Genomic DNA, 12,500 nt, shown 5'->3' with positions numbered 1-12,500 from the left:
ATGTACCAGGCGTTCTTCGGCCTGACGGAACTGCCCTTCGGCATCACGCCGGACACGGGTTATCTGTTCAACAATACCAGCCACCAGGAGGCCCTCAACACCCTGATGCTGGCGGTGGACAGCGGCGAGGGTTTCGTCAAGGTCACCGGCGAGGTGGGCACCGGCAAGACCCTGCTCTGCCGCCGCTTCCTGGCGGCGCTGGACGAGCGGGTGGTGACGGCCTATCTGCCCAATCCCCTGCTCGAACCGCGGACCCTGCTCCTGGCCATTGCCGAGGAACTGGCGATCCCCCTGGAAAAGTACGACTACCAGTTTCACCTGTTGAAGTATTTCAACGACGCCCTAATGCGCTGGAATGCCGAGGGCAAACGGGTGCTGGTCTGCATCGACGAAGCCCAGGCCATGCCCCTGGAAACCTTGGAAAGTCTGCGTCTGCTGTCGAACCTGGAAACGGAAAAACAGAAGCTGATGCAGGTGGTGATGTTCGGTCAACCCGAGCTCGATGAAAAACTATTGGACCCCTCGGTGCGGCAACTTCGCCAGCGCATCGCCTTCGATTACCGCCTGCGCGGACTGGATCGCAACGAGATGGAACACTACCTGGCCCATCGCCTGCGGGTCGCCGGACATCGCGGTACCGCGCCGGTCTTCAGCCGCAGCGCGGTGCGGGCGCTGCACGCCGCCAGTCAGGGCACGCCGCGCATCGTCAACATCCTGGCCCACAAGTCGTTGCTGGCTGCCTTCGGCGAAGGCAAGGAGCAAGTCAGTTTCCGCCACGCCTTGCAGGCGGCGCGGGACAGCACCGGCATCGTCCGCCGTTTCCGTTGGTGGGGATGAAGTCGTGAGTCTGCTCAACCAGATGCTGCGGGACCTGGACCAGCGCCGGGCTGCCGAAAGCGACCGCCACAACCTGCCCGGCAGCGTGCGTCCCCTGCCGCCGCTGCCCAAGCCCAGTCCGCTGCCCTACGTGGGCATCATCGTCGGACTGACCGCCCTGGCGCTGGGCCTGGCTTGGTGGGCGCCCTGGCAGCCCCATCTGGCGCCGCCCATGGTGCCGACGATCCCGGTGACACCCCTGCCGTCCGTCGCACCCAGTCCTGCCGCCAACGTGCCGTCCCCTGCCGCGAACAAGGCCACCAACGGCAGCGGCAGCGGGCCCACGCCCCCGGACAAAACACCGGGGAGCAAGCCTTCCGCCGGCGCGGTGGCCAAGGAAGCCGGCGCTGACAAGGCCATGGAGAAGCCAGCCGCCGCCCCTGCGGCGGCGAAGCCGGCAACCATCGCGCCGGCTGCCGGCCGCGTCGAAAAATCACCGGTTCAGGGCTCACCCCAGGCCCAGGCCGAGGGGGAATATCGCCGTGCCATGGGCTTGCTGGCCCAGGGCAATCGGGGCGAGGCGGAAGCCGCCCTGCAACAGGCCCTGCGGTTGGCACCGGAGCACGCCAGCGCCCGTCAGAGCCTGTTCGTCCTACTGGTGGAGCAGCAGCGCAAGGACGAGGCCCGACAACTGTTGGCGACGGGTCTGGACATCCTGCCCGGCCATAGCGCCTGGGCCATGAACATCGCCCGCCTACAGATGGAAAAAGGCGACGCCGCCGCTGCCTGGGAAACCTTGCAGCGATCCCTGGCCGGGGCCCAGAATAACGGCGAATACCGGGCTTTCTGTGGCACCGTGCTGCAACGCCTGGGCCGGGGCCGGGAAGCCATCGAACACTTCCACGCCGCCCTGCGCCTCAATCCCGGCGAGGGCCGCTGGTGGCTGGGCCTAGCCCTGGTGCTGGAGGCGGAGTCCCATCCCGCCGAGGCCCGCGAAGCCTACGCCCGGGCCAAGGCGGCTGGCAACCTGCCCGCCGACTTGGCGGCCTTCGCCGAGCAGAAAAGCCGGCCCTGACGCGCGACTCCGCGCAACAACCATGGGCGGCGGTTCACCGCAGCTTGGCTTTTGCCTTGCCATTTGGAACGACACGGTTTTGTCCTCGCGGCCACCCCTTGCTTGGCGGCGACACCGCTGGCTCTCTACAGGCGCGCGGACGACAAGCGCGTTGTCCGGCAAAGTTCCCGGAACGCCCCGCCAGTGCATAACTCCGTCCCGACTCTTCCCGCGACTAGGGCGCGTTCGTGCTTGCCAACAGCGCCGCCAGTTCCGGCCGTTGCGCAAGTTGGGCCCGCCAGGTCGCCACGCGGGTTTTAGCCGCCTCGGGAAAGGCCGCCCGGGCCTGGGCCAGGTTGGCCTTCAGGGCCGGATCACCGGCCAGGGCGTCCAGTTCCAGGCACTTGAACACAAGCGCCTCCAAGGGGGCGAAGGCGAGGGCATTGCGACACAGGGCGCGGCGGTCCTCCAGGTGGTCCCGGCTCGGTGCCAGCATCAGGGCGATGGTGACCGTGGCCTGGGGCGCCAACAGGGATTGCTCCTGGAGGGTCAGCAGACGCGAGACGGAAGTCGGCATGTCCTGGGTGCCCTGGCCCAGGGCACCCCAGTTGAGCAGGCGTTCCATGTCCAGGTAATCCCGGCGCAGGATGCCTAGGATGGCGCCCGCCAACAGCAGGATCAGGGCGAAGCCGACCAGGCCGCGCCGACCATTGGCCAGCACTCGCCGCCCTTCGTCGCCGGCCCCCAGCAGTAGGGCCCAGGGGCCGAGGAAGAAGGTGTACCAGAGGGGATATTCGAGCAGGCTGTGGATGCCCATCACCGCCAGCATCGCCAGTAGCCACCACCGGGCCGGGGTGAATGACCGGGCGAGGAAATCCTTAAGCCACCACAGCAGCAGGGCGGTCATGGCCAGGGCCAGGGGCAGGCCGAATTCCACGGCCCATTGCAGGGGCAGGTTGTGGGTGTGCTCCGCCACCGGTGCCGCCTCGCCCGCCGGCCAGGCGGCGGCCTGGCGGAAGTAGAGGGACGGCAGGCTGCCCAGGCCCTGGCCCAGCCAGGGCGCCTCGCCCAGGGTGGCGGCGGCGCTGCGCCAGAGCTTGAGGCGGACACCGCCGCTGTTGGCTTCGGCGTAAAAGCGTTGCAGGGTGCCGCTGCCCAGGTCCGCGGCGGGCAGCAAGGGCAACAGTGCCTGGCTCAAGACCAGGCTGGCCAGGGCCGCCGGCAACAGCCAGCGTGCCAAGCGCCAGAGGCGGAAACAGGGGTCACCCGTATCGGCCAGGGCAGGTGCGCTGCGCCGTGTCGCCAGCCAGGCCAATCCGCCAAGGGCGATGGCGTAGAGCAGGATGCTGCGGGAAGTGGATAAGGCCGAGGCCAGCAGCAACAGGGTCAGAACCGGCAATAGGGCCGTCAGCGGTAGCCGGTGCCGGCTGTGGCGGTAAAGGGCCGAGGCCACGCCCAGCCAGAGATAGTCGTTGAGGTGATTCTGCTGGGCCAGGTTGCCGTAGGGGGCACCCTGACGCGGAAAGACCAGACCGGCGGGGGACCACCCCGCCAGTTGCAACACCATGACCAGGACTTCGAGCAGGGCGCCGATCAGAAAGGCGGCGGCCAGGCTGTCCGCCAGCCAGTCCAGGCCCCGACGGCGCGCCAGGTCACGGCCCAGACAGGCCATCAGGGCGGCCCAGAGCAACACGGCGGCGGCGATCAGTCCCTGCTGGACGAAGACGAAGCAGCCCTGGGCGAATTGCAGCAGCAGGGCCAGGACCAGCCCCAGGGGCAGCAGCAGGATGCGGGGCAGGGGGAAGGCCGTCCAGGCGGCGGGACGGAGAAAGGCCAGGGCGCAGGCGGCCAGGCCCAGCAAGGCCGCCCACCATTCGGCGAGAAAGCTGGGAATGGGATTGAAGTGGTGGGGATGCTGGAAGGGCAGGATCGCCATGGCCGCGAGGCAGAGCAGGGCAGCCCGGTCTAGCCAGGCGGACATCCGGGAAGGCGGCGTAGAGGTGGGCGGCGAGGAGGGTGTCAATGGCGTGTTCATGGTCAGTGTTTCAAGGCCCGGGCACAGACCCAGTTGGCGACGCTGGCGGCGCCGTGTTTTTTCAGGGTGCGGGCCAGTTCTCCCAGGGTGGCACCACTGGTCATCACGTCGTCCACCACCAGGACGTGGCGTCCGCTCAGATCTTGTGGGCAGGCGAAGGCGCCGCGAATGTTGCTTTGCCGTTCCTTCCAGGCCAGGCCGGCCTGGGGCTGGGTTTCCCGCAGCCGCTGGCAGGCGTCGGGCACCAGGGCCACGTCCAGGGCGCGGGCCAGGGGCCGGGCGATTTCCAGGGCCTGATTGAAGCCGCGCTGGCGTAAGTGGCCGGGGGAAAGGGGCATGGGCAGCACCAGGTCGGGGCGGGGCTGGGGTGGGGCGCGCCGGGCCCGGTCGGCCAGGGCCTCGCCGAGGAAATGCCCCACGGCCAGTTGATGGCCGTACTTGAGGCTTTGAATCAGGGCATCCACGGGGAAGTCGTAGCGCCACAGGGCGACGGTGCGGTCATAGGCGGGCGGGTGGGCCAGGCAGGCGCCGCAGGGGCCGCCCAAATTTTCGCTGGGTGTTCCGCCCTGCGCGCCCGGGACGGGTAGGGCACAGACGGGGCAGGCCGGCGCGGGCAAGGGCGGCAGCGCCGCCCGGCAGGGTTCGCAAAGCAGCCCATCGCCGCTCGGGGCGCGGCACAGCAGGCAGTACTGAGCGGGCAGCAGGGCGCTTGCCCAGGTCGCGGCGCGGCGCAGGAAAGAGCGGTCGAGGCGGTGGAAGATACCCGCTCCCAGCATCCGGTTATTGGACAACCCCGGCCCCTTTCCCCATAATTACGGCTGTTTTTGCGCGCCCCGGGGCGTGTTGCCCCGCCGGAAACCCTTTGCCGGAGTCCCTGATGCCCCGCATCCAACTCCTGGTTTCCCCCGGCCCTTTCGATTGTACCCAGCAGGAATCTCCATGACCGCATCCGCCGCCCAACGCCAGGGCTCCACTCCCCACCAAGTTTCTTCCAAGCGCTGGACCACCGCCGAGGTGGAAGCCCTGTACGCCCTGCCTTTCATGGACCTGATGTTCCGCGCCCAACAGGTGCACCGGGAACATCACCCCGCCAATGAAGTGCAACTGTCCACCCTGTTGTCCATCAAGACCGGCGGCTGTTCCGAGGATTGCGGCTACTGTTCCCAGTCCGCCCGTCACGAACAGGTGGAGCGGGAACGCCTGCTGGACGTGAATGAAGTGGTGGAGGCCGCCAAGGCCGCCAAGGCCAAGGGCTCCAGCCGCTTCTGCATGGGTGCCGCCTGGCGCGGCCCGAAGGACAAGGATCTGGACAGCGTGATCGAGATGGTCAAGGCGGTGAAGGACCTGGGCATGGAAACCTGCGTCACCCTGGGCATGCTCAAGGAAGGCCAGGCCGACAAGCTGGCCGAGGCCGGCCTCGACTACTACAACCACAATCTGGACACGGCCCCCGAGTTCTACGGCCAGATCATCAGCACCCACACCCAGGCCGACCGCTTCGACACCCTGGACAAGGTGCGGGAAGCGGGCATCAAGGTCTGCTGTGGCGGCATCGTCGGCATGGGCGAGACCCAGAAGAGCCGCGCCGCCCTGATCGCCGAGCTGGCCAACATGGACCCGGTGCCCGATTCCGTGCCCATCAACAACTTGGTGCCGATCCCCGGTACCCCTCTGGCCGACGCCGATCCCATCGATCCCTTCGACTTCGTCCGCACCATCGCCGCCGCCCGCATCACCATGCCCACCAGCTACGTGCGCCTGTCCGCCGGCCGCCAGGAGATGAGCGACGAATTGCAGGCCCTGTGTTTCATGGCCGGCGCCAACTCCATCTTCTACGGTGAAAAGCTGCTGACCACCGGCAACGCCGAAGCCGAGCGGGACGAAGCCCTGTTCCGCCGCCTGAAGATCACCGCTTCCCTCTAAGTTTCGTGGGAGTCCCGTGAGTACCGCCGCCCAGGCTGCCTTTGCCGGGGCGGCCGAGACCTATGACGCCGCCGCCGTCCTCGCCCAAGAAGTGGGGCGGCGCATGGCCGAGCGCCTGGCCTACGTCCGCCTCGAGCCGCAGCGGCTGATGGACGTCGGCTGTGCCACCGGTGACGGCATCCGCGACTTGATGGTCCGCTACCCCAAGGCCCTGCCCATCGCCGCCGACTACGCCAAGCCCATGCTGGATGCCGTGGCAAGCCGCCATGGCTGGCTCGACCGCCTGCGCGGCAAAACGCCCCGTCTGCTGGGCGCTGACGTGCGCCAACTGCCCCTGGCCGCCAACAGCCTGGACCTGATCTGGTCCAACCTCATGCTGCACTGGCTGGAAGATCCCCTGCCCGCCTTCAAGGAACTGCACCGCGTCATGACCGTGGGCGGTCTGCTCACCTTCAGCATGCTGGGGCCGGATACCCTCAAGGAAATCCGCCGCGCTTTTGCGGCCTGCGGCGTCACTCCCAGCCTGCGCCCCTTCCTCGACATGCACGACGTGGGCGACATGCTGGTGGCCGCCGGCTTCGCCGACCCGGTAATGGACATGGAGCACGTGGTGCTCACCTATCGCAGCCCCCGTGGTCTGCTGCGGGACCAGCGCCACCTGGGGGTGCGCGATGCCCTGCTGGGCCACCTACCCTGGCGCCAGTGGCGGCAGGTGCTGGCGGCTTGGACGCGAGTGGAAGGTTTGTTGCCCGCCAGCTTCGAAATCGTTTACGGCCACGCCTGGAAACCGGCGGCCAAGGTGGTGGACGACGGCCGCGCCATCATCCAATTCCACAAGACCCGACCCGCGTCGTGAAGCGGGCCAAACAAGGCCGGCCGGCCCCCGTCGTGCCGCGCAATCCGCTGGCTTGCGATCCCTTGCTGAAAAAGGGCGGCACCCATCGGCGGCGCGACAAACGGGCCGCCCGCGCCCTGTTGAAGGCGCGGCTGCGCAAGGAAGGGGATGGCGCTTAGGGGCGGGCTGGACGGGCTTACTTTGCGTCCTTCGACCGGACTCGAGGCAGGCCCAGGACAGGGCCTGGGCGATGGGCGCCGCGATTGGCTACCGTCGTCCCCGCGCAGGCGGGGACCCAGCGACTTGGCCGCCGGCAGAACAGCCGCTGGATTCCCGCCTGCGCGGGAATGACGCAAGCAGAACGGGCAGGCTTACTTGCCCGCCAGTTCCCGCTCGACGGCTTTGAACAGGGCCTCGTAGAAGCCCCGCTCATTGACAGTCTCGCCGCTGCGCTTGAGCTGGTTCTCGCTGGTGCTGGTGCTGGACACCGAGAGGGGCGACACCAGGGGCAAGCCCACGCCGGTTTTTTCCGTGGCGACGGCCACGTCGAAACGGCTTTCCAGGGCGGTGACGAACAGGGCGGAACCCTTGCCCTTGTCGCTGCACACCGCCTGCACCTGCAACACGCTGTGGCCGCTGGTCTTTTCCTTGAACTCCTTCTGCCCCATCAACACCGTGTCGGCGCCGTCCTCGCGCCGGTTGAGCCAATAACCCTGGGCCACCAGCACGTGCTGGGCAGCGGTACACAGGGCGGCCTTGGTCGCGGCGTAGTCGTGGCGGCGCAGGTCGGTGTCGAAGCGTTCGTCCCGGTGGTAGGCCCGCTCGCCGCCGCAGGCGGCAAGCAACAGGAGGGCGCAAAGGGACAGCAGTCGCAGGGGGCGGTTCATGGCATCGCTCAGGGCTTGGGAACGATGGGAATGATACGACCCCGTGGTTTCTTCAGGTAGGCCCCGGCCAGTTGTCGTTGCCGCTCCTGGTAGCGCCAGAAGGCGCGGAAGCCGAGCAGGACGGCCAGCATCAGGCCGTAGATCAGGGGCTTGGTGATGTCCAGCTTCACCAGCCAGGCGTAGTGCAGCACGGCCAGGATGCCGATGGCGTAAACCGTGCGGTGCAGCTCGTTCCAGCGTTTTCCCCCCAGGCGGCGGATGGCGTAGGCGTTGGAGGTGACGGCCAGTGGTACCAGCAGGGCGAAGCAGGCCATGCCCACGGTGATGAAGGGCCGTTTGAGGATGTCCCTGGCGATGTCCTGCCAGACGAAAAACTGATCCAGCCACAGATAGCTGGTCAGGTGCAGCAGGGCGTAGAAGAAGGCGTAGAGCCCCAGCATGCGCCGCAATCGTCCCAGCCAGTGCCAGCCCAGCAGCTTGCGGGCCGGGGTGACGGCCAGGGTGATCAGCAGGAAGTTGAGGGCCCAGGTGCCCAGGCTGCGGGTCAGGGCCTCGATGGGGTTGGCTCCCAGGGCGTCCTGCTGGAAGTCCCAGCCCAGGCGGGCGGCGGGCACCAGGCAGAGCAGGAAGAGGACGAACTTGAACTGGGGGATGAAACGCATCATGGGACAGCCTCAGAAATATTTTTTCAAATCCATGCCGGCGTACAGGGGCGCCACTTCGCTGTAGCCGTTGAACAGCAGGGTTTCCCGCTTGCCGAACTCGCCCAGGCGCCGTTCCCGGGCCTGGCTCCAGCGGGGGTGGTCCACGCCGGGGTTCACGTTGGAATAGAAACCATACTCCCGGGGATTGGCCTTTTCCCAGGAGATCAGCGGCTGCTTTTCCACCAGCCGGATCTTGACGATGGACTTGGCGCTCTTGAAGCCGTATTTCCAGGGCACCGTGAGGCGCACCGGGGCACCGTTCTGCTTGGGTAACACCTCGCCGTAGAGACCCAGGGTGAGTAGGGTCAGGGGGTGCTGGGCCTCGTCCAGGCGCAGGCCTTCCACATAGGGCCAGTCCAGCACCTGACGACGCACACCGATCATGTTGTCCGGCTGCACGGCGGAAATGAACTCGACGAACTTGGCATTGCCCAGGGGCTCCACCTGCTTGAGCAGGGCCGAGAGGGAATAGCCGACCCAGGGCACCACCATGCTCCAGCCTTCCACGCAGCGCAGGCGATAGATACGTTCTTCCAAGGGGGCCAGCTTGAGCAGTTGGTCCAGGTCGAAGGTCTTGGGCTTTTTCACCAGACCCTCGATGGTCACCTTCCAGTCCCGGGTGTCCAGCTTGCCGGCGTTGAGGGCCGGGTCTTCCTTGTCGGTGCCGAACTCGTAGAAGTTGTTGTAGCCCGTCACGTGTTTGTAGGGGGTGGGCGTTTCCGTGGTGGACAGGGGGCTGGGCCGGGTGCCGAGTTTTTCCGCGCCCCGGGCTTGGGGCAACAAGGCCCCCAGGGCGAGGCCGGCGGACCATTGCATGAACTCGCGGCGGCGGGCATAAATCTCGGGAGGCGTGATTTCCGAGGATAAAACCGCGTCAGGATCGGGGCGTTTGATTAACATGGCGGGCTCTCTTGAGGGTGGATGTCCAAGCGGACGGTGAATCGTGGCTTGGCATCTTTGTCGTTGTTATTCGGCAAACCTTACAGTATTTGGATGAGGAACCATGGCGGAAGTTCTCTTTGACACCGTGTTCGACGCGCTGGCTGATGCCCTGGCCGAGGGCCGGGTGGAACGCAAGCTGGCGAAGGTACGCGATCTGGCGGCCGCCTGGCAGGCCGGCGCATTGTCCCTGGACGCCGGCCCTGCGTCGGTGCCTTCGGTCACGGAACGGGGCTACCCCAGCAAGCCGCCCCTGGTGCCGCCCAACGAAGTGCCCCAGCGCAAGCCCACCACGCCCGAAGGCCTGGCGGCCCTGTTCCACGCCATCGTGCACATCGAATGGTCCGCCATCGACCTGGCCCTGGATCACGCCTACCGTTTCCTCGGCCTGCCCGCCGAGTACTACGCCGACTGGATCGCCGTGGCCGCCGAGGAGGCCGAGCACTTCACGATGCTGCGGGACCACCTGCGCGGCTACGGCCACGACTACGGCGACTTTCCCGCCCACGACGGCCTCTGGCAGTTGAACGTGCGGACCGGCCACGACGTCCTGGTACGCATGGCCCTGGTGCCACGCCTGGCCGAGGCCCGGGGGCTGGACGCCTCGCCGCCGATCCAGGCCAAGTTGAAGAAGGTGGGGGACGCGGCTGGCGTGGCGCTGCTGGACATCATCCTGCGGGACGAGATCGGCCACGTCTCCCTGGGCGACAAATGGTTCCGCCATCTCTGTGCCGAACGGAGTTTGCCGGTGGAGGAAACCTATCTGCGCCTGATGACGGAATATCAGGTACCCAAGCCCCAGCCGCCCATGAACGAGGCCGCACGTCTCCAGGCCGGTTTCAGCCCGCTGGAACTGAGCGCCCTGGGGGCTGCCCATGCAAGCGGTGGTAAAGGCGGTAAAGGGGCGGGCAGCAATGACGACGGTCCTTCCTTGCCATGAGCGTCCATCTGCCATCCAAACTGCCGGCGGTGGGAACTACCATTTTCACCGTCATGTCCCGCCTGGCGGCGGAACATGGTGCCATCAACCTATCCCAGGGCTTTCCCGATTTCGCGCCGCCGGCTGAGCTGCTGGCCCGGGTTGCTCACCACATGGCCGCCGGCCACAACCAGTACGCCCCCATGACCGGCGTGCAGGCGTTGCGGGAGGTGGTGGCGGCCAAGGTGGACAGGCTGTACGGTCGCGCCTACCACCCGGAAACGGAAGTCACCGTCACGGCTGGCGCCACCCAAGCCCTGACCACGGCCATCACCGCTTGCGTGCGGCCCGGCGACGAGGTGATCGTCTTTGCCCCGGTGTACGACGCTTACGGGCCTGCCATCGAACTCAATGGTGGCAGGGTGGTGACGGCCACCCTGCGCTTTCCCCACTACCGACCCGACTGGGACGAGGTGCGGGCCCTCATCACGCCCCGTACCCGCATGATCATTCTCAACACGCCCCACAACCCGACGGGTTCGGTGTGGACGGCCGAGGACATGGCGCAACTGGCGACCCTGGTGCGGGACACGGACATTCTGCTGCTGGCGGACGAGGTGTACGAGCACATGGTGTTCGACGACGGACGCCATGAAAGCATCGCCCGTCATCCCGAACTGGCGGAGCGCGGCTTCGTCGTCTCCAGTTTTGGCAAGACCTATCACATCACCGGCTGGAAAATCGCCTACTGCCTGGCCCCGGCGGCCCTCATGGCCGAGTTCCGCAAGGCGCACCAATTCGTGGTGTTCTGCGTGAACCATCCGGCCCAACTGGCCCTGGCGGATTTCATGAAGAGCGCACCGGCCTTTGCCGATGAATTAGCAGCCTTCTACCAGGCCAAGCGCGATTATTTCCGCCAGGCCCTGGCGCGGTCCCGCTTCAGCCTGCTGCCCTGCGCCGGTACTTATTTCCAACTGGCCCGCTACGACGCCATCAGCGATCAGGATGACGTGGCCTTCGCCCGTCAGCTCACCACGGAGTGGGGCGTGGCGGTGATTCCCGTCTCCGTGTTCCATCCCGCCGAGTCGTCGGAGCGGCAACACCGAGTGGTGCGCTTCTGCTTTGCCAAGACCGAGCAGACCCTGGCGGCGGCAGCGGAACGGCTTAGCCGGGTGTAACGGCCAGCAACCGCAGCTAAAACAAAAAGCCCGCAGGACGAGGGCTTTTTTGTGGGGGCGGCCGGCGTTACAGACTGCCGTAGCTGTGCAGCCCGGAGAGGAACATGTTCACGCCGAGGAAGGCGAAGGTCACCACGATCAGACCCACCACGGCCCACCAGGCCAGGGCCGCGCCGCGCAGGCCCTTGGTCAGGCGCATGTGCAGCCAGGCGGCGTAGTTGAGCCAGACGATCAGCGCCCAGGTTTCCTTGGGATCCCACTGCCAGTAGGTGCCCCAGGCTTCGGCGGCCCACAGGGCGCCGAGGATGGTGGCGATGGTGAAGAAGGCGAAGCCCACGGCGATGGCCTTGTACATCACGTCCTCCAGCACCTCGGCCCGGGGCAGGCGGTCGGCCAGGATGCCCCGCTGCACCAGCAGCCAGGCCACGCCGATGGCGGCGGAGAGGGCGAAGGCGCCGTAGCCGACGAAGTTGGCGGGGACGTGGATCTTCATCCAGTAGCTTTGCAGGGCGGGCACCAGGGGCTGGATTTCCTGGGCGTCGCGGCTGAAGGTGTACCAGAGCAGGAAGCCCACGGCGGCGGAAATCACCAGCAGCACGAAGGCGCCCATGCGGCGGGTGGCGTAGTGCTTTTCGTAGTGCAGGTAGAGCAGGGCGGTGATCAGGGAGAACAGCACGAAGACTTCGTAGAGATTGCTGACGGGGATGTGGCCGACGTCGGCGCCCACCAGGTAGGACTCGTACCAGCGCACCAAGAGGCCGGTAAAGCCGGCCACGGTGGCGGCCCAGGTGAGCACGCTGCCGGTCTTCTCGGCGAAGTCGGAGCGGGCGCCGAGGCCAATGCCGTAGCTGGCGGTGGCCATGAAGAAGAGGGCGCACATCCAGCCGATGGCGGTCTGGCTGGAGAGGAAGAACTTGAGGAAGAAGGCCTGTTCGGCCCGGGCCAGATCGCCGTGGTAGAGATTGATGCCGGACAGTGCCAGGACCGCCACCAGGGCCATCAGGTTGCGCAGGCCGGCCCACTTCCAGGCCAACAGGGCGCAGGTGGGCACGGCGGCCAACAGGATGCCCTTTTCGTAGCCGTCCATGTACGGGCCGTAGACGCTCAGGGCATAGCCGGCGCCGAGCAGCAGCAACAGGGCCGCCAGCCAGTCGAGGGGCTTGAGGCGGCGCAGCAGGGGCAGGTCGGGGTGTTTCTGGGCCAATTCCAT

The 12,500-nt window shown here is 67.0% G+C and carries 13 protein-coding genes; 7 read left to right on the top strand and 6 right to left on the bottom strand.

Annotated elements, in window-relative coordinates; translation table 11 throughout:
• Window positions 1–837: an ExeA family protein gene (locus tag ACYQ2U_RS14490; protein WP_459951100.1), complete on the top strand. Its 837-nt coding sequence runs from the start codon at window positions 1–3 to the stop codon at window positions 835–837.
• Between the two features lie 4 nt (window positions 838–841).
• On the top strand, window positions 842–1,891 hold the full coding sequence (locus tag ACYQ2U_RS14485; protein WP_459951099.1) for a tetratricopeptide repeat protein: 1,050 nt from the start codon (window positions 842–844) through the stop codon (window positions 1,889–1,891).
• Window positions 1,892–2,105: 214 nt separating this feature from the next.
• On the opposite strand, the gene ACYQ2U_RS14480 is transcribed toward ACYQ2U_RS14485, so the two are convergent.
• Window positions 2,106–3,851 carry a PglL family O-oligosaccharyltransferase gene (locus tag ACYQ2U_RS14480; RefSeq protein WP_459951098.1) on the bottom strand — a complete coding sequence of 582 codons (1,746 nt, stop codon included), beginning with the start codon at window positions 3,849–3,851 and terminating at the stop codon, window positions 2,106–2,108.
• Between the two features lie 56 nt (window positions 3,852–3,907).
• Window positions 3,908–4,696 carry a phosphoribosyltransferase family protein gene (locus tag ACYQ2U_RS14475; protein WP_459951097.1) on the bottom strand — a complete coding sequence of 263 codons (789 nt, stop codon included), beginning with the start codon at window positions 4,694–4,696 and terminating at the stop codon, window positions 3,908–3,910.
• 148 nt (window positions 4,697–4,844) lie between these two features.
• Here ACYQ2U_RS14475 and bioB point away from each other — a divergent pair, with 148 nt between their 5' ends.
• From bioB to ACYQ2U_RS14460, 3 genes are read left to right on the top strand one after another with little or no spacing between them, the layout of a single operon-like run.
• Window positions 4,845–5,828 carry a biotin synthase BioB gene (bioB, locus tag ACYQ2U_RS14470; protein WP_459951096.1) on the top strand — a complete coding sequence of 328 codons (984 nt, stop codon included), beginning with the start codon at window positions 4,845–4,847 and terminating at the stop codon, window positions 5,826–5,828.
• Between the two features lie 16 nt (window positions 5,829–5,844).
• The gene (locus tag ACYQ2U_RS14465) at window positions 5,845–6,684 is read left to right on the top strand and encodes a methyltransferase domain-containing protein (RefSeq protein WP_459951095.1); all 840 of its coding nucleotides are present in this window, start codon (window positions 5,845–5,847) and stop codon (window positions 6,682–6,684) included.
• On the top strand, window positions 6,681–6,842 hold the full coding sequence (locus ACYQ2U_RS14460; protein WP_459951094.1) for a hypothetical protein: 162 nt from the start codon (window positions 6,681–6,683) through the stop codon (window positions 6,840–6,842). The genes ACYQ2U_RS14465 and ACYQ2U_RS14460 overlap by 4 nt, the downstream gene beginning before the upstream one ends.
• Window positions 6,843–7,034: 192 nt before the next feature.
• Here the strand turns inward: ACYQ2U_RS14460 and ACYQ2U_RS14455 are convergent, their stop codons facing one another.
• The 3 genes from ACYQ2U_RS14455 to msrP are packed head-to-tail and all read right to left on the bottom strand — an operon-like array spanning window position 7,035 to window position 9,154.
• Window positions 7,035–7,550, bottom strand: coding sequence for a DUF2242 domain-containing protein (locus tag ACYQ2U_RS14455; RefSeq protein ID WP_459951093.1), 516 nt, complete (start codon window positions 7,548–7,550; stop codon window positions 7,035–7,037).
• A gap of 8 nt (window positions 7,551–7,558) precedes the next feature.
• Complete coding sequence (locus ACYQ2U_RS14450) at window positions 7,559–8,215, bottom strand: protein-methionine-sulfoxide reductase heme-binding subunit MsrQ (RefSeq protein WP_459951092.1); 657 nt, start codon at window positions 8,213–8,215, stop codon at window positions 7,559–7,561.
• Window positions 8,216–8,224: 9 nt separating this feature from the next.
• Window positions 8,225–9,154 carry a protein-methionine-sulfoxide reductase catalytic subunit MsrP gene (gene msrP, locus ACYQ2U_RS14445; RefSeq protein ID WP_459951091.1) on the bottom strand — a complete coding sequence of 310 codons (930 nt, stop codon included), beginning with the start codon at window positions 9,152–9,154 and terminating at the stop codon, window positions 8,225–8,227.
• Window positions 9,155–9,257: 103 nt separating this feature from the next.
• On the opposite strand from msrP, the gene ACYQ2U_RS14440 reads away from it, so the two are divergent.
• Both ACYQ2U_RS14440 and ACYQ2U_RS14435 read left to right on the top strand, forming a co-directional pair.
• Window positions 9,258–10,133 carry a ferritin-like domain-containing protein gene (locus ACYQ2U_RS14440; RefSeq protein ID WP_459951090.1) on the top strand — a complete coding sequence of 292 codons (876 nt, stop codon included), beginning with the start codon at window positions 9,258–9,260 and terminating at the stop codon, window positions 10,131–10,133.
• The gene (locus ACYQ2U_RS14435) at window positions 10,130–11,290 is read left to right on the top strand and encodes a pyridoxal phosphate-dependent aminotransferase (protein WP_459951089.1); all 1,161 of its coding nucleotides are present in this window, start codon (window positions 10,130–10,132) and stop codon (window positions 11,288–11,290) included. Before ACYQ2U_RS14440 ends, ACYQ2U_RS14435 begins: the two co-directional genes overlap by 4 nt.
• 67 nt (window positions 11,291–11,357) lie before the next feature.
• On the opposite strand, the gene ccsB is transcribed toward ACYQ2U_RS14435, so the two are convergent.
• On the bottom strand, window positions 11,358–12,500 hold the full coding sequence (gene ccsB / locus ACYQ2U_RS14430) for a c-type cytochrome biogenesis protein CcsB (RefSeq protein ID WP_459951088.1): 1,143 nt from the start codon (window positions 12,498–12,500) through the stop codon (window positions 11,358–11,360).

Source organism: Denitratisoma sp. agr-D3 (assembly GCF_054658675.1).
This window is presented reverse-complemented; position numbering and strand designations above follow the sequence as displayed.

Excerpts from the sequence above, each read along its gene's own strand:
- msrP (WP_459951091.1), bottom strand. The coding sequence starts at position 9,154 with ATGTTAATCAAACGCCCCGATCCTGACGCGGTTTTATCCTCGGAAATC.
- ACYQ2U_RS14480 (WP_459951098.1), bottom strand. The coding sequence starts at position 3,851 with ATGTCCGCCTGGCTAGACCGGGCTGCCCTGCTCTGCCTCGCGGCCATG.
- bioB (WP_459951096.1), top strand. The coding sequence starts at position 4,845 with ATGACCGCATCCGCCGCCCAACGCCAGGGCTCCACTCCCCACCAAGTT.
- ACYQ2U_RS14455 (WP_459951093.1), bottom strand. The coding sequence starts at position 7,550 with ATGAACCGCCCCCTGCGACTGCTGTCCCTTTGCGCCCTCCTGTTGCTT.
- ccsB (WP_459951088.1), bottom strand. The coding sequence starts at position 12,500 with ATGGAATTGGCCCAGAAACACCCCGACCTGCCCCTGCTGCGCCGCCTC.
- ACYQ2U_RS14435 (WP_459951089.1), top strand. The coding sequence starts at position 10,130 with ATGAGCGTCCATCTGCCATCCAAACTGCCGGCGGTGGGAACTACCATT.
- ACYQ2U_RS14490 (WP_459951100.1), top strand. The coding sequence starts at position 1 with ATGTACCAGGCGTTCTTCGGCCTGACGGAACTGCCCTTCGGCATCACG.
- ACYQ2U_RS14440 (WP_459951090.1), top strand. The coding sequence starts at position 9,258 with ATGGCGGAAGTTCTCTTTGACACCGTGTTCGACGCGCTGGCTGATGCC.
- ACYQ2U_RS14450 (WP_459951092.1), bottom strand. The coding sequence starts at position 8,215 with ATGATGCGTTTCATCCCCCAGTTCAAGTTCGTCCTCTTCCTGCTCTGC.